The sequence below is a fragment of the Sphingomonas ginsengisoli An et al. 2013 genome, from assembly GCF_009363895.1.
Classification (GTDB): domain Bacteria; phylum Pseudomonadota; class Alphaproteobacteria; order Sphingomonadales; family Sphingomonadaceae; genus Sphingomicrobium; species Sphingomicrobium ginsengisoli.
The window spans coordinates 2,329,017-2,344,132 of sequence record NZ_CP045434.1 but is presented as its reverse complement, the minus strand read 5'-3'; the positions used below and the strand labels follow the sequence as shown (position 1 = coordinate 2,344,132).

Below are 15,116 nucleotides of genomic sequence, written 5' to 3'. Positions count from 1 at the left end.
ATGCCTGAGCAGGAAGGCTATGCCCGCCGCAAGCTGGTCCGCGAAGGCGGTCCCGCCGCGTTCATCCCGCCCGCCGACTTCGTCGAACTGGGGATCGCCACCCCGTTCAGCTTCCTGCGCGGGGCGTCGGACGCGATCGAGCTGGTGATGACCGCCTTCGCGATGGGGATGGACGCGATCGGAGTCGCCGACGTGAACACGCTGTCGGGGGTGGTGCGGATGCATAGCGCCTGCAAGGGCGCGGGGCTGCGGCCGCTGATCGGGTCCCGGCTGGTGGTGCGGGTGGCGCCTAGTGCCAGCAGCAATGTGCTGCAGTTCGCTCGTCCTGAGCGGAGGCCGCAGGCCGTAGTCGAAGGGCGTGCCGAGGGTGGCGACGCCGAACGCCCTTCGACTGCGCGCTCCGCGCTCCGCTCAGGACGAGCGGGTGGGGGTGATGAACAAGCCGCGACCCTCCTCGCCTACCCGATCGACCGCGAAGGCTATGCGCGGCTGTCGCGGTTGCTCAGCCTCGGGCAGGGCCGCGCGGAGAAGGGCGAGTGCGACCTCACGCTGGCCGATGTCGCCGACCATCGCGAGGGCATCGCCTTCATCGCGTGGCCCGAGGAGGATTTGGACGCCTTCGAAGCGCTGCTGCCGGCGCTGACCGCGGCGCTGCCCGGGCTTCGCCACATCGCCGCCGCGCACCTCTATCGCGGCGACGATCTCGCCCGGATCGAGCGATTGGACCGGCTGGCGAAGGCGATCGGCGCGACCATCCTCGCCACCAACGACGTCCATTATCACGAGCCCGCCAAGCGCCCGCTGCAGGACATCATGACCTGCATCCGCGAGAAGACCACGCTGGCGGAGGCCGGCTACCGCCTCCACCCCAATGCCGAGCGGCATTTGAAGAGCCCGGCCGAGATGGCGCGGCTGTTCGAGCGCTGGCCCCACGCGATCCGCGCCACCCGCGCGTTCGCCGACGCGCTCGGCTTCAGTCTCGACGAGCTCAAATATGAATATCCGCGCGAGAGCGTGCCCGAGGGGCGCAGTCCGCAGCAGCAGCTCGAGCATCTGACCTGGATCGGCGCTTCGGCGCGGTGGGGCACCGACGGGGTACCCGAGACGATCGTCAGGCAGCTCCGCCACGAACTCAAACTGATCGCGAAACTGGATTTCGCGCGCTACTTCCTGACGGTCCATTCGATCGTCGATTTCGCCCGCTCATGCGAGCCGCCGATCCTCTGCCAGGGACGTGGGTCGGCCGCCAACAGCGCGGTCTGCTATTGCCTCGGCATCACCGCGGTCGACCCCTCGACCAACGACCTCCTGTTCGAGCGCTTCATCTCCGAGGAGCGCAAGGAGCCGCCCGACATCGACGTCGATTTCGAGCATGAGCGGCGCGAGGAGGTGATCCAGCACATCTACCAGAAGTACGGCCGCGACCGCGCCGGGATCGCCGCCACCATCATCCACTACCGCCCTCGCTCGGCGATCCGCGAGGTCGGCAAGGTGATGGGCCTCTCCGAAGACATTTGCGCGGCGATCGCCGGGACCATCTGGGGCTGGGGCGAGGACGTCAGCGAGAACCATGTCGCCGAGGCCGGGCTGGACCTTTCCGACCCGCACCTCGCGCGGGTGATCAAGCTCGCCGAGCAATTGATCGGGATGCCGCGCCACCTCAGCCAGCATGTCGGCGGCTTCATCCTGACCGAGCGACCGCTGATCGAGACGGTCCCGGTCGGCAATGGCGCGATGCCCGACCGCACCTTCATCGAGTGGGACAAGGACGACATCGAGGAACTGGGCATCCTCAAGATCGACGTGCTCGCATTGGGCATGCTGACCTGCATCCGCAAATGCTTCGCGCTGATCGAGCAGCATCATGGTGAGGCGTGGGACCTCGCCACCGTCCCGCGCGAGGAGGCGGGCGTCTACGACATGCTGTGCCAGGGCGATTCTCTGGGTGTCTTCCAGGTCGAGAGCCGAGCGCAGATGAACATGCTGCCGCGATTGAAGCCGCGCTGCTTCTACGACCTGGTGATCGAGGTCGCGATCGTCCGCCCCGGGCCGATCCAGGGCGACATGGTCCATCCCTTTCTCAAGCGCCGGCAGGGCAAGGAGAAGGTGGAATATCCGCGGCCGTCGCCCGAGCACGGTCCGCCCGACGAATTGGAGCGGATCCTCAAGCGGACGCTGGGCGTGCCCGTGTTCCAGGAGCAGGCGATGAAGATCGCCTTGGACGCCGCCAAATTCAGTCCCGAGGAAGCCAACCAGCTGAGGAAGGCGATGGCGACCTTCCGCAGCCGGGGAACGATCGACCTCCTCCAGGACAAGATGGTCGAGCGGATGGTGACCCGCGGCTACGAGCGCGAATTCGCCGAGCGCTGCTTCCACCAGATCCGCGGCTTTGGCGAATATGGCTTTCCCGAAAGCCACGCGGCGAGCTTCGCGCACCTCGTCTACGTGTCGAGCTGGCTGCGGTGGAAATATCCGGCGGCCTTCGCCTGCGCGTTGCTCAACAGCCAGCCGATGGGGTTTTACGCGCCCGCGCAAATCGTCCGCGACGCGCGCGAGCACGGGGTCGAGGTACGCGCGGTGGATGTGAACCTGAGCGGGTGGGATTGTTCGCTGGAGGACGCTCACCCCGCTCGTCCTGAGCGGAGCGCGAAGCGCGTAGTCGAAGGGCGTTGGGAGCGTGGTGCGGGTGAACGCCCTTCGACTACGGCCTGCGGCCTCCGCTCAGGACGAGCGGGTTCGGCCCCTGCCCTCCGCCTCGGCCTCCGCCAGGTCGAGGGCCTGCGTGCCGCCGATGCCGCGCGACTGGTCGAGGCGGCGCCGTTCGCCAGCGTCGAGGAGCTGCAGTCGCGCGGCCATGTCCCGCCGCACGCGATCGAGCGGCTGGCCGAGGCCGACTGCTTCCGCTCAGTGGGGCTCGACCGGCGCCAGGCGCTATGGGAGGCGCGGGCGTTGAGGCCGGTGCCCGAGCTGCCGCTATTCGCCGCGGCTCAGGCGCGGGACGAGGGCGAGGAGACCGAGACCGCGACGCTGCCGACGATGCCCTTGGGCGAGCATGTGGTGAGCGATTACCAGACCACGCGACTGAGCCTGAAGGCGCACCCGATGCAGTTCCTGCGCGATCATTATGGGAGCCAAGGCTTCGTCCGCGCGAGCGACCTGCGCGAGGTCAAATATGGCCGGCGGGTCAAGCTGGCCGGGCTGGTGCTGATCCGCCAGCGGCCGGGCAGCGCCAAGGGGGTGTGCTTCATCACGCTCGAGGACGAGACCGGGGTCGCCAACCTCGTCATCTGGCCCGACGCCTTCTACGCCCAGCGCAAGGTGGTGATGGGCGCGCGGCTGATGGTGGTGCACGGCATCGTCCAGCACGACGAGGCGGTCTGCCACCTGATCGCGCAGAAGCTGGAGGACGACAGCGCGCTGCTGCGGACGCTGTCCGATGCGCAGGCGCTCGACCCGCAGCTCGGCCGCGGGGACGGCGCCGGGCCGGCGCGACCGCCGATGCGCGGCCACCCGCGCGATGCCCGGATCATCCCCGACGCGCGGGTGATCAACTGCCCGACGCATTGACCCCGCGCCGACAAGCGCCACATTCCGGCCATGCTTCGGCAAGGTTGGGCTCAGCTTCGGGCCGCTAGGGGACGCCCATGATCAAGCAACTGACCCTCGCCGCCGGCCTCGCGCTGGCGCTCTCCACGGTCCCCGCCGCCGCCAGCCCGGCGTCCGAGCTCGAGGGGCTGTGGCGCAATCCCAAGGGCAGCGTGGTGGTGCGGATCGGCCCGTGCGGCCCGGCGCTGTGCGGGCGGGTGGTCAACGCCAGCGCGTCGGCCAAGGCCAAGGCCGCGCAGGGGGGGACCGAGGTGCTGGTCGGCACGACAATCCTCTCCGACATCCGCCCGGCCGGCACCCGCCGCTGGAAGGGCCGCGTCTTCCTGCCCAAGCAGAACATGCACGCCAGCGGCAACCTGAGCCTCGCCGGCAACGAGCTGACGGTGCAGGGCTGCGTCCTCGGCTTCCTCTGCAAGGACCAGACGTGGGTGCGGGTCAGCTAGGGGCGCGGGTCCGCTAGACCGACAGCGTGAAGCCGCCGCTCAATTCCCCCGCCAGCACCGCCGCCTGCAGCGCGGCCATTTCGTCGGCCCAATAGCGATCCGCCTCGAGGTGCGGGCTGAGCGCGCGCACCTTGCCGTGCAGCGCCTGGAGCGCCGGACTGGTCGCGAGCGGGGCGTGATAGTCGACCCCCTGGGCGGCGGCGATCAGCTCGACCGCGACCACCCCGGCGGTATTGCGGGCGATGGCGCATGCCTTGCGCGCGGCGATCGGCGCCATCGAGACATGGTCCTCCTGCCCGGCCGAGGTCGGGATCGAATCGACCGACGCCGGGAAGGCGAGGCTCTTGTTCTCGCTGACCAGCGCGGCGGCGGTGACCTGGGGGATCATCAGGCCGGAATTGACCCCGCCGTCGTCGACCAGGAAGGCGGGCAGCCCGCTCATCTTGGGATCGACCAGCACCGAGGTGCGGCGTTCGCTCAAGGAGCCGACTTCGCATAGCGCCATGGCGATGGTGTCGGCGGCGAAGGCGACCGGCTGGGCGTGGAAATTGCCGCCCGAAATGGCGGCGTCGCAGCCGTCGCCCTCGTCGAAGATGATCGGATTGTCGGTCACCGCGCCCGCCTCGATGGTCAGCGTGCGGGCGGCGTTGTGGAGCAGGTCGAGCGCGGCGCCCATCACCTGCGGCTGGCAGCGGAAGCTATAGGGGTCCTGCACCTTTTCGCAGCCGTGGGTGTGGCTGGAAAGGATCGCCGAGCCGTCGAGCAGGCGGGCGAGCTCGGCAGCGACGCGGATCTGTCCGGGCTGGCCGCGCAGCGCGGAAATGCGCGGGTCGAACGGCTTGGCGCTGCCCTTCAAGGCATCGACCGACAGCGCCCCGGCGTGGAGCGCGGCGCCGAAGGTGCGTTCGGCCGCGAACAGGGCGTCGAGCGCGACCGCGGTCGAGAATTGGGTGCCGTTGATCAGCGCGAGTCCTTCCTTGGGGCCGAGCTCGAGCGGCGCGCGGCCGAGGCGCTGGAGCGCGTCGCCGGCGGCCAGCCGCTCGCCGCCGAGGTCGATCCACCCCTGCCCCATCAGCGCGGCGGTCATGTGCGCGAGTGGGGCGAGGTCGCCGCTGGCGCCGACGCTGCCCTGGCTCGGGATGACCGGCATGGCGTCATGGTCGAGCAGCGCCTGCAGCGCCTCGATCACCGCCGGCCGCACCCCCGAATGCCCGCGACCGAGGCCGAGCAGCTTCAGCACGATCATCAGCCGGACGACGTGGCGCGGGGTGGCGTCGCCAAGGCCGCAACTGTGCGAGAGGATGAGGTTGCGCTGGAGCTCGGACAGGCGCTCGGCGGGGATGCGGGTCTGGGCGAGCAGGCCGAATCCCGTATTGATGCCGTAGACCGTCTCGCCCCCGGCGACGATCCGCGCGACCGCGTCGGCCGACGCGTCGATCCGGTGCATGGCGGCGTCGTGCAGGCGCGCCGGCGCCCCGCTCCACAGTTGGCGGAGCTGAGTAAGGTCGATCGCCTGGGGGTCGAGGGTCAGCGTTGATGACGACAAGTTTCCATGTTTCCCTGGTTCGGGGGTGAGAGCGGCGACATCTGTGCCATTGCGGGAGGTGAAGTTTCCAAGTTTCCCTGGTGCGGGGTCATGGTGGCGATATTTCCCCTAGCGAACTTTCCCTGCTTCGGCTTTCCCGACGCCGCGATCCAAGCGTTGCCGACGATCGGCAGGCTCGCCCAGCGCTGGTTGAGGCGGAGCAGCACGGAGCACGCCGTTTCCTATTGTTCAAGCGGTGGGGCGGAATCTGCTTTGGGTGGGAAGCCGACATTGAGACTGCGCAGCGGATCTCGCTTAGAGCGGTTGGCAGCTTTGTCGTTCGCTCACCTTCTTGGCTAGACCTGCAAGATCGTGAAATTCGCCAAAGTCGGCCGTGACTCCGAAACGCTTAAAGTTGTCGTCTCCTTGTTGTGCAAGGACGCCCGTCACCACTCCTTCTCTGCTTGCGTTGGCCCAGGCTTGCAACAGCACTATCAGAAAGTCGTCGCTGACTTTTCTCTCCGAACCAGACAATAGTTGAAGTGTCTTCCAGCTATTCTGTTCGGACGATACTGCAGAGTTATACGCGTCCATCTGCACATAGAGCATCGCTAAATCTCTGGCCCTCTGCCGATCCATATGGAGCGGCAGGCCTTCGGATTTAGCAACCTCAAAGGCTGTCGACTCTGATGGTCGCACGGCGGGAAAGCCTATTGTGCCAATTGCCGGCAGGCTTCCTGTCTGGCGTGCCCGATCAAGAACTTTTCCAATCGAGATCAGGCGGCTTTCGATGCACTTTTGCTCAAGTCGCCGTTCAACGAAGTTGAACCTGTTTCCGGAAAGCTCGCCACTCATCGCCTGCAGCCCATCGCGAAGCCGAATTTGCCATCGAACCCAATCCGCGACTTCTCCAATGAGAAGAGCGATCAATACACCCAGCACAACACTCCCAACTTCCCGCGCGAACTTCCGCCGTTTTACGGCAACCGACTTCCTGCTTACATCTCCCATTCGCACCCTCCTTCAGCACCTAAACGATAGGTCCGTCGGCTCGAGGTCCGCAATGGGTCGAAAAACGACGCTCCGCTCAGACCCGCTTCAGGCGCAGGGCCGACCAGTCGAGGTCGATGGCGATCTGGGCGACGGTGTCGCGGCCGTGGGTGGGCGCGAGCTGGTGGATGAGGTCGCGGCTGAGGTCGGCGGCGAGGGATGAGGTGAGCTTCGGGTAGGCGACCCACAGGATGGTGTCGCGGCGCAGGGTCGCGGCGAGCTCGGGCAGGCGCTGGTCGAAGACCGCGCGGTCGGGCGTGAACAGGAGCACGACGTCGGCATCCTGCGGTTCGGCCGTCCGCGCGTCGGCGGTCAGCGCCGCGAGCGCCGGCGGAGCGCCGATCACCGCTAGCGTGCGCTCGCCTTTGACCTGCAGTCGGTCGAGCAATGGCTTGTCGGACATCCTTCGTACCTCCGGTCGGTCAGAGCATCGGCAGGTCGAGGCCCTGCTCGCGGGCGCAATCCTGCGCGATCGCGTAGCCGGCGTCGGCATGGCGCATGACCCCGGTGGCGGGGTCGTTCCAGAGGACGCGTTCGAGGCGGCGGGCGGCGGCGTCGGTGCCGTCGGCGACGATCACCATGCCGGCGTGCTGCGAATAGCCCATGCCGACCCCGCCGCCGTGATGGAGCGACACCCAGGTCGCGCCGCTGGCGGTGTTGAGGAGGGCGTTGAGGAGCGGCCAGTCGCTGACCGCGTCGCTGCCGTCCTGCATGCTTTCGGTCTCGCGATTGGGGCTGGCGACACTGCCGCTGTCGAGGTGGTCGCGGCCGATGACGATGGGGGCGCTGACCTCGCCGTTGCGGACCATCTCGTTGAAGGCGAGGCCGAGGCGATGGCGCTGGCCGAGCCCGACCCAGCAGATGCGCGCGGGGAGGCCCTGGAAGGCGATCCGCTCGCGCGCCATGTCGAGCCAGCGGTGGAGGTGCGGATCGTCGGGGATCAGCTCCTTCACCCGTTGGTCGGTCTTGTAAATATCCTCGGGATCGCCCGACAGCGCGCACCAGCGGAACGGGCCGATGCCGCGGCAGAAGAGTGGGCGGACGTAGGCGGGGACGAAGCCGGGGAAGTCGAAGGCGTGCTCGACGCCGGTGTCCTTGGCCTCTTGGCGGATGTTGTTGCCATAGTCGAAGACCGGGACGCCCATCGCGCGATAGGACAGCATCGCCTCGACATGGCGGGCCATGGCGATGCGCGCGGCCTGGGCCACCGCGGCCGGATCGCGCTCGCGCATGTCGAGCCATTTCGCGACGGTCCAGCCGATCGGCAAATAGCCGTTGGCGGGGTCGTGGGCGCTGGTCTGGTCGGTCAGCGCGTCGGGGCGGATGCCGCGGGCGAGCATCTCGGGGATGAGTTCGGCGGCGTTGCCGAGGAGGCCGACGCTGGTCGGTTCGCTGGCGTTGCCGATGATTTCCAGAGCTTCGTCGATGGTGGCCGCGCGGCGGTCGAGGTAGCGGGTCTCGAGCCGCTTCTCGATCCGGGTTTCCTGGCATTCGATCGCGATGCAGTGGGCGCCGGCCATCACCGCCGCGAGCGGCTGCGCCCCGCCCATGCCGCCGAGGCCGGCGGTGAGGATCCACTTGCCCCGGAGGTCGCCGCCATAATGCTGGCGGCCCATCTCGGCGAAGGTCTCGTAGGTGCCTTGGACGATGCCCTGGGTGCCGATGTAGATCCAGCTGCCCGCGGTCATCTGGCCGTACATCATGAGCCCGGCGCGATCGAGTTCGTTGAAATGCTCCCACGTCGCCCATTTCGGCACGAGGTTGGAGTTGGCGAGGAGCACGCGCGGGGCGTCGGGGTGGGTGCGGAAGACGCCGACAGGCTTGCCCGACTGCACGAGGAGGGTCTCGTCCTCGTTCAGCCGCTCGAGCGTTTCGACGATCTTGTCATAGGCCGCCCAGTTGCGCGCGGCGCGGCCGATGCCGCCGTAGACGACGAGGCTCTGCGGATCCTCGGCGACCTCGTCGTCGAGGTTGTTCTGGAGCATGCGGACGGCGGCTTCGGTGAGCCAGCTTTTGGCCTTGATGTCGGACCCGCGGCGGGCGCGGATGCGGCGGCTATTGTCGCGGCGTTGGTCGGTCATCGAAGCCTTTCCGTCATGCTGAACTCGTTTCAGCATCCATCGTCGAGCGGCGGTGCTAGTGGAGAAATGGACCCTGAAACAAGTTCAGGGTGACGGTTCTGCCAATCAACAATCCACCCCAGCGAGCATCCGCCGCGCGGGTCCGGACAGGCCGATCCAGTAGCCGAGCTCGGCCGGCTCGGCGATGTCCCAGGCGACGAGATCGGCGACCTTGCCGGGGGCGAGCGTGCCGACCTGGTCGTCGATGCCGAGCGCCTGGGCGGCGTGGACGGTCATGCCGGCGAGCGCTTCCTCGGGGGTCAGGCCGAACAGGGTGCAGGCCATGTTCATCGCGAGCTGGGGATTGAGCAGCGGCGAGGTGCCGGGGTTGCAGTCGGTGGCGATGGCGATCGGGATGGCGTGGTCGCGCAGCAGCTGGACCGGCGGCTTGTGCGTTTCCTGGAGCGCGTAAAAGGCGCCCGGAAGCAGCACCGCGACGGTGTCCGCAGCCGCCATCGCCGCCGCACCGGCCTCGTCGAGATGCTCGAGATGGTCGGCCGAGAGGGCGTGGTAGCGCGCGGCGAGCTTCGCCCCGCCGCGGTTGCTGAGTTGCTCGGCGTGGAGCTTGACGCGGAGGCCATGGTCCTCGGCGGCGACGAACAGCCGCTCGATCTCATGGGGGAGGAAGCCGATGCCCTCGCAGAAACCATCGACGCTGGTGGCGAGCCTGGCTTCGGCGACGGCGGGGACGAGCTCGTCGATCGCCTGGGCGACGAAGGCCTTGCGGTCGGCGCCCTTGGGGAGGGCGTGAAGCGCGAGCAAGGTCGGGGCGATGCGGACCGGCTCGCTCTCCGCCAGCGCCTGGGCGACGCGCAGCAGGCGCAGCTCGGAAGCGACATCGCTGCCATAGCCCGACTTGACCTCGACCGTGGTGCAGCCACCGGCCATCAGCGCACGGAGGCGGCGGCGGGCGCTGGTGAACAGTTCCTCGTCGCTGGCGGCAGCGGTGGCGGCGATGGTCGAGGCGATCCCGCCCCCGGCCTCGGCGATCTCCTCGTAGCTTGCGCCCATCCGCCGCAGTGCATGTTCGCGGGCGCGGGTGCCGCCGAAGACGAGGTGGGTGTGGCAGTCGATCAGCCCCGGGGTGACCCACAGGCCGTTCATCGGCACCACCTCGCCGACCTTCATGCCGGCCATGTCGGTGCGCTTGCCGATGCGGATGATGCGGCCGTCGGCGATGGCGATGGCGGCATTGCGGACGATGCCCAGCGGGTCGCCCTTGGCCGGGATCATGGTGCAGACGTTGCAGTCGGTGAGGAGCCGGTCCCACATGGCGGAGGCTGTGGCACGCTGCTAGGCAGGCAGCAATGACCAGCGCCTGGCCCAACCTCGCCGAATTGCTCACCAGTGCGGCCGATGCGCCGGTCGGATGGGTCGGGGCGCCCTTGTCGGCGGGGTCGGTGACGCCCGGACGGTGCGATCTGGCGCCCGCGGCGCTGCGCGGCATCCTCAAGCGGATCGGCCGCTACGACATCGCGCGGGCGAAGGAAGTGGGGAGCCTCGTCCACGATCGCGGCGAGGTGAAGCTCGACGGGTTGAGCATCGAACAGGCGACTGGGCCACTGCGCGCGGCGGTGGCCGAGAGTGTCGCGGCGCATGGGCTGACGCTGCTGATCGGGGGCAACAATGCGGTGACCCGGCCCGGCGTGCTCGGGCTGGCCGAGGCGCTAGGGCTGCTGCTCGACGCGATCGGGCTGATCACGCTCGACGCGCATCTCGACATGCGCGACCTGTTTGCGGGACTGGGCAACGGCAATCCGGTGCGGGCGCTTCGCGAGGATGGGCTGCCGGGGCGCAACATCGTCCAGGTCGGGCTCGCCCCCTTCGCGAACAGCGCGCGGATGCACGACGATGCACTGTCGGGCGGGCACCTGCTGCTCACCGCCGACGAGGTCCACGCCAAGGGCGGGCGCGCGGCGGCGGTGCGCGCGATCGAAGCGCTCGACCACGTCGAGGCGATCGTGGTCGACTGCGACATCGACGTGATCGACCGGGCGCAATTTCCCGGCGCCCCGGGCGCGCGGCCGGGCGGGATCTCCAACCAGGACTTCTTCGCCGCCGCCCGCCGCCTCGCCGCCGAGCCGCGGGTCAGGGTCATCGACCTCACCGAATGGGACCCTCCGCTCGATCCGAGCGACCTTTCGGCGCTTACCGCCGGCCGCTGGCTGGCCGACGTACTGGCGGGATTCGAGGCGCGCTAGCGGCCGAGCAACTGGCCGAGTTCGGCTGGGCTCAGCGCGTGGCGGAGCTGATCGCAGCGACACTGGTCGGGGCGCTTGTCGGGACGGCGGCGAAGCAGGCGGGTGCCGTGGCGGAAGCGGCCGCCGGTGACCTGGTCGTAAGCGACCTCGACGACCAGCTTGGGCTTGAGCGGGATCCACTCGGCCGAACGCGCATTCGCCCAGCGGCTGGGTCCGCCCGGCGCCGCGCCGGTGAAGCCGGTGCCACCCGCCAGCTTCTCGAGCTCGGGCGTCCACTCGGCGCGCTCGGCGGCGCTGAACGAGGAGCAGAAGCCGACGTGGTTGAGCTTGCCCTCGTCGTCGTAGAGTCCGAGCAGCAGCGAGGCCATCGTCGCCGACGCCCGCTCGGTGCGGTAGCCCCCGACCACGCAGTCGGCGCTGCGGCGCTGCTTGACCTTGACGAAGGCGCGCTCGCCCGGGCGGTAAGGCTCGTCTTGGCGCTTGGCGATCACCCCGTCGAGCGCCGCGCCGCTAAGTGCGAGCCAGCCGAGCGCGTCGGCGCGCCGCTCGGTGGCGGGCGACAGGAGGAGGTCGGGCGAGCCCTGGTCGGCGACGAATTTCTGCAGCTTCGCCCGCCGCTTGGCGAGCGGTTCGCTGGCGAGATTCTTGCCGGCGAGACCCAGCAGGTCGAACGCCATCAACCGCGCGGGCGTCTCGGCGGCGAGCTTGCGGACGCGACTCTCCGCGGGATGCAGGCGCTGCTGCAGGGCCGCGAAGCTGAACTCACCGCCGCTTTCGATGATCAGCTCGCCATCGAGGATGAAGCGCCGGGCGGGCAGCGTGGCGAGACTGGCGACCACTTCGGGGAAGTAGCGGCCGAGCGGCTTGCCGCTTTTCGACCATAGAGCGACCGCGTCGCCTTCGCGCACCGCGAGGCAGCGGAAGCCGTCCCACTTGGGCTCGAACAGCCAGCCGGGCCCGTCGGGCAACTCGCTCGCCAGCAGCGCTTCCATCGGCGCGAACGGCGCGGTCTCGCTCATCGCCAGACAACCCGCGATTACCGCTGAAGTGCCGGTAAGCTTAAAGTTGCGGTAACCCGCCGCTCCCAAGCGATGGTAATGGGCACGCTTAGGCCATTCCCGTCCACCGTCCGCACGGCGCCGGCGTCCTCGCTGCCGCTGGGCGACGTCAGCGCCTTTGCGTCGGCGAAGATGAAGGCGCTCGGCTGGGCGCTGGCCGCGATGGTCAGCCTCTGCCTGCTGGTGATGCTCGGCTCGCTCGCCGCGACCCATCGCGAGTCGGTCGCCATCGCCACCGAGCGCGAGCAGCAGCAGGTGCGCAACGCGCTGATCGCGACCGTCGGCGACATGCGCGCCGATTTGACCAGCGTGACCTTCTGGGATGAGGCGGCGCAGCATACCGGGGTGAAATTCGATCCGAAATGGACCGATGAGAACGTCGGGGTCTGGCTCGCCAAATATTATTCGGTCGACGAGAGCTTCGTCCTCACCGACCGCGGCGGATTGCTCGCTTCCTACCTCGGCCCGCGGCGCTCGGCGGCGGCCAGCTTCGATCGCTATCGGCCGCTGGTGGCGCCGGTCGTCGCGCAATTGCGGCGTCAGTTGCACAGCTACCAGCCGGGGCAACCCGATCTCGCCTTTGGCGCGGCCAAGTTGGGGACCAGCCACCAGCGGCTCGATTTCGCGCGGCTGGTGATGGTCGAGGACAGCCCTCGCGTGGTGATCGTCGCGCCGATCCTGCCCGATTTCGGCCATGTCGGCCCGGTCCGCCACCCGGCCATGCTGGTCGCCTCTTTCCGGCTCGACGGCAAGCTGTTCCGCACCATCGGCCGCGAGCTGATGATCGACGGGTTGCGGGTCAGTCGGCGGGCCGCGCCGTTGCCACCGCGCAGCAATCGCTTGCCGATCATCATCGCGGGGAGCGCGGCGCCGCTCGACCTGCGCTGGACGCTTCAGCCGGTCGGGACCGACCTGCTGCGCCGCTCGCTGCCGGTCGTCGCGACGCTGTCGCTGCTGATGCTGGTGGCGGGGGTGGGCGGCGCGCGCTTCGTGCGCGATTCGGCGCGGCAGCTCTACCGCAGCCGGGTGCAGGCGATGCAGGACGAGCTGACCGGCCTGCCCAACCGCCGCCATCTCACGCGGCTGGTCGAGGAGATGACCGGCAAGGCCGCGCCGTTCGCTTTGCTGTTCGTCGACCTCGACCGGTTCAAGGACGTCAACGACCTGTGGGGTCATGCCGCCGGCGACGAGGTGATCCGAGAGGCGGCGGCGCGGCTGACCGCGATCGCCGGCGCCGAGCGGGTGGCGCGGTTCGGCGGCGATGAGTTCGTGCTGGTGGTGGCAGGCGGCCGGGACGCCGCGGCGGCGACCGGCCAGGCGGTCCTCGCTGCGCTACGGCAGCCGTTCGCGGTGGCTGCGAACATGATCGTGCTGGCGGGCAGCGTTGGGGTCGCGGTGTTTCCCGACCATGGGCCGGCCGCCACCGACCTGATGCGCAAGGCCGACCTTGCGCTCTACCGCGCCAAGGAGCTGGGCAAGGACCGGGTAATCGCCTTCGACGACGGCATGGACGGCGCGCTGCGCGAGCGCCAGACGCTCGAACGCGACCTTCGCCGGGCGGTCGCCGAGCGTGAGCTCAGCGTCGACTTCCAGCCGCAGTTTGGCCGCGCCGACGAGGGACTGATCGGGATCGAGGCGCTGGCGCGCTGGCGGCGGGCCGACGGGCGGACCATCGAGCCCGGGACGTTCGTGCCCCTTGCCGAGGAACTCGGCCTGATCGCCGCGATCGACGCCTTGGTGCTCGAGCAGGCCTGCGTCGAGGCGGTGCAGTGGCCCGAGCTGATGCTGGCGGTCAACGTCTCCCCCGGGCAATTGCATTCGCCCGGCTATGCCGAGCAGGTGCTTGCGACGCTGGAGCGAACCGGCCTCCCCGCCCGGCGGCTTCGCCTCGAGATCACCGAGACCGCGCTGTTCGGCCATATGGGGCAGGTCGCGCAGACCGTCGCCGAGCTTCGTAGCCACGGCGTGCACTTCGCGATCGACGATTTCGGGACCGGTTTTTCCAGCCTCGACCGGCTGCGGATGCTCAAGCTGGACGGGATGAAGATCGACCGCAGCTTCGTCGCCGACCTCGTCCGCAATCCCGATTGCCCGGCGCTGATCAGCTCGATGGTCGCGCTCGGTCACGCGCTCGGGCTGACGGTGACCGCCGAGGGGGTCGAGACCGACGAGCAATATGCGCTGCTTCAGCTCGCCGGCTGCGACGAATATCAGGGCAATCTGCTGAGCCTGCCGGTCGGCGCGACCGAGGTGGCCGCGCTGCTCGACACGCGGCGGCGCGAGCTGCTGCGGGCCTGATCAGCGCAGCGAAATCCACACCGGCGCGTGGTCGCTGGTCTTGGGCAAGGCGCGGACCGAGCGGTCGACCCCGGCTTCGCGCAGGCGTTTGGCCGCGGGGGCGTTGAGCAGGAGATGGTCGATCCGCAGCCCCGCGTCGCGGGCGAAGGCGTTGCGGAAATAGTCCCAGAAGGTGAACACCTGCTCGGTCGGATGCTTGGTCCTCAGGGCATCGGTCCAGCCTTGCGCGAGCAGGCGCCGGTAAGCGGCGCGCACCTCGTCGGCGAACAGCGCGTCGTCGTGCCAGCGTTCGGGTTTGTAGACGTCCATGTCCTCGGGAATGATGTTGTAGTCGCCCGCCAGCACGACCGGCCCGTCGACGGCGAACAGCTCGGCGGCGAGGGTTTCGAAGCGGGCGATCCACTCGAGCTTGGCGTCATATTTGGGGCCGGGGCGCGGATTGCCGTTGGGGAGGTAGAGGCAGCCGATCAGCACCCCGCCGACCGCCGCTTCGAGATAGCGACTGGGGGCATCGGGGCCGTCACCGGGCAGGTTGCGGCGGGTCTCAACCCCCGCTGCCCCGCGACTGAGGATGGCGACCCCGTTCCAGCTTTTTTGGCCGAGCCAGATCGCCTGGTAGCCGGCCGCGAAGATGGCTTCGGCGGGGAAATTGTCGGGGGCGGCCTTCAATTCCTGCAGGCAGACCACGTCGGGCGCGGTCGCGTCGAGCCACTCGAGCAGCACCGGTAGGCGGCCGTTGACGCCGTTCACATTGTAGGAAGCGATCCGCATGGCCCCTCGTGAACATTTCGCGTCGGCATCGGCTCCGTCCCCGG

General features: G+C 69.0%; 11 protein-coding genes. 4 read left to right on the top strand and 7 right to left on the bottom strand.

The genetic code is table 11. The annotated features are described in order from the left end of the window. Both GCU42_RS11380 and GCU42_RS11375 read left to right on the top strand, forming a co-directional pair. Window positions 1–3,567, top strand: coding sequence for an error-prone DNA polymerase (locus tag GCU42_RS11380; RefSeq protein ID WP_114227615.1), 3,567 nt, complete (start codon window positions 1–3; stop codon window positions 3,565–3,567). A gap of 77 nt (window positions 3,568–3,644) precedes the next feature. Next, a complete protein-coding gene (locus GCU42_RS11375; protein WP_114227614.1) occupies window positions 3,645–4,049 on the top strand; it encodes a DUF2147 domain-containing protein in 405 nt (134 codons plus the stop codon). Between the two features lie 13 nt (window positions 4,050–4,062). Here GCU42_RS11375 and hutH read toward each other — a convergent pair whose 3' ends face one another. The 5 genes from hutH to hutI form a co-directional block, all read right to left on the bottom strand. Beyond that, on the bottom strand, window positions 4,063–5,595 hold the full coding sequence (gene hutH / locus GCU42_RS11370; RefSeq protein ID WP_114227613.1) for a histidine ammonia-lyase: 1,533 nt from the start codon (window positions 5,593–5,595) through the stop codon (window positions 4,063–4,065). A gap of 294 nt (window positions 5,596–5,889) precedes the next feature. Then, on the bottom strand, window positions 5,890–6,585 hold the full coding sequence (locus GCU42_RS11365) for a hypothetical protein (protein WP_152569560.1): 696 nt from the start codon (window positions 6,583–6,585) through the stop codon (window positions 5,890–5,892). 76 nt (window positions 6,586–6,661) lie between these two features. Beyond that, a complete protein-coding gene (locus GCU42_RS11360; RefSeq protein ID WP_114227611.1) occupies window positions 6,662–7,027 on the bottom strand; it encodes a hypothetical protein in 366 nt (121 codons plus the stop codon). Window positions 7,028–7,046: 19 nt separating this feature from the next. Further along, window positions 7,047–8,705: a urocanate hydratase gene (hutU, locus tag GCU42_RS11355; RefSeq protein WP_114227610.1), complete on the bottom strand. Its 1,659-nt coding sequence runs from the start codon at window positions 8,703–8,705 to the stop codon at window positions 7,047–7,049. A gap of 105 nt (window positions 8,706–8,810) precedes the next feature. Then, the gene (gene hutI / locus GCU42_RS11350) at window positions 8,811–10,016 is read right to left on the bottom strand and encodes an imidazolonepropionase (RefSeq protein WP_114227609.1); all 1,206 of its coding nucleotides are present in this window, start codon (window positions 10,014–10,016) and stop codon (window positions 8,811–8,813) included. Between the two features lie 35 nt (window positions 10,017–10,051). Here hutI and GCU42_RS11345 point away from each other — a divergent pair, with 35 nt between their 5' ends. After that, window positions 10,052–10,945 carry an arginase family protein gene (locus GCU42_RS11345; protein ID WP_114227608.1) on the top strand — a complete coding sequence of 298 codons (894 nt, stop codon included), beginning with the start codon at window positions 10,052–10,054 and terminating at the stop codon, window positions 10,943–10,945. Here GCU42_RS11345 and GCU42_RS11340 read toward each other — a convergent pair. Continuing rightward, window positions 10,942–11,964, bottom strand: coding sequence for an ATP-dependent DNA ligase (locus GCU42_RS11340; RefSeq protein ID WP_114227607.1), 1,023 nt, complete (start codon window positions 11,962–11,964; stop codon window positions 10,942–10,944). The genes GCU42_RS11345 and GCU42_RS11340 overlap by 4 nt on opposite strands. Before the next feature lie 78 nt (window positions 11,965–12,042). Here GCU42_RS11340 and GCU42_RS11335 point away from each other — a divergent pair, with 78 nt between their 5' ends. Beyond that, window positions 12,043–14,301, top strand: a complete 2,259-nt coding sequence (locus GCU42_RS11335; RefSeq protein ID WP_162789205.1) for a putative bifunctional diguanylate cyclase/phosphodiesterase — start codon at window positions 12,043–12,045, stop codon at window positions 14,299–14,301. Here GCU42_RS11335 and GCU42_RS11330 read toward each other — a convergent pair whose 3' ends face one another. Continuing rightward, entirely contained in the window at window positions 14,302–15,072 is a 771-nt protein-coding gene (locus GCU42_RS11330; RefSeq protein WP_114227605.1) for an exodeoxyribonuclease III, read from the bottom strand. Window positions 15,073–15,116: the final 44 nt, after the last annotated feature.

What these genes read in the sequence shown, in the direction of transcription:
- GCU42_RS11345 (WP_114227608.1), top strand. Translation starts at nt 10,052, where the DNA reads ATGACCAGCGCCTGGCCCAACCTCGCCGAATTGCTCACCAGTGCGGCC.
- hutI (WP_114227609.1), bottom strand. Translation starts at nt 10,016, where the DNA reads ATGTGGGACCGGCTCCTCACCGACTGCAACGTCTGCACCATGATCCCG.
- GCU42_RS11380 (WP_114227615.1), top strand. Translation starts at nt 1, where the DNA reads ATGCCTGAGCAGGAAGGCTATGCCCGCCGCAAGCTGGTCCGCGAAGGC.
- GCU42_RS11335 (WP_162789205.1), top strand. Translation starts at nt 12,043, where the DNA reads ATGGGCACGCTTAGGCCATTCCCGTCCACCGTCCGCACGGCGCCGGCG.
- GCU42_RS11330 (WP_114227605.1), bottom strand. Translation starts at nt 15,072, where the DNA reads ATGCGGATCGCTTCCTACAATGTGAACGGCGTCAACGGCCGCCTACCG.
- GCU42_RS11360 (WP_114227611.1), bottom strand. Translation starts at nt 7,027, where the DNA reads ATGTCCGACAAGCCATTGCTCGACCGACTGCAGGTCAAAGGCGAGCGC.
- GCU42_RS11340 (WP_114227607.1), bottom strand. Translation starts at nt 11,964, where the DNA reads ATGAGCGAGACCGCGCCGTTCGCGCCGATGGAAGCGCTGCTGGCGAGC.
- GCU42_RS11375 (WP_114227614.1), top strand. Translation starts at nt 3,645, where the DNA reads ATGATCAAGCAACTGACCCTCGCCGCCGGCCTCGCGCTGGCGCTCTCC.
- hutU (WP_114227610.1), bottom strand. Translation starts at nt 8,705, where the DNA reads ATGACCGACCAACGCCGCGACAATAGCCGCCGCATCCGCGCCCGCCGC.
- GCU42_RS11365 (WP_152569560.1), bottom strand. Translation starts at nt 6,585, where the DNA reads ATGGGAGATGTAAGCAGGAAGTCGGTTGCCGTAAAACGGCGGAAGTTC.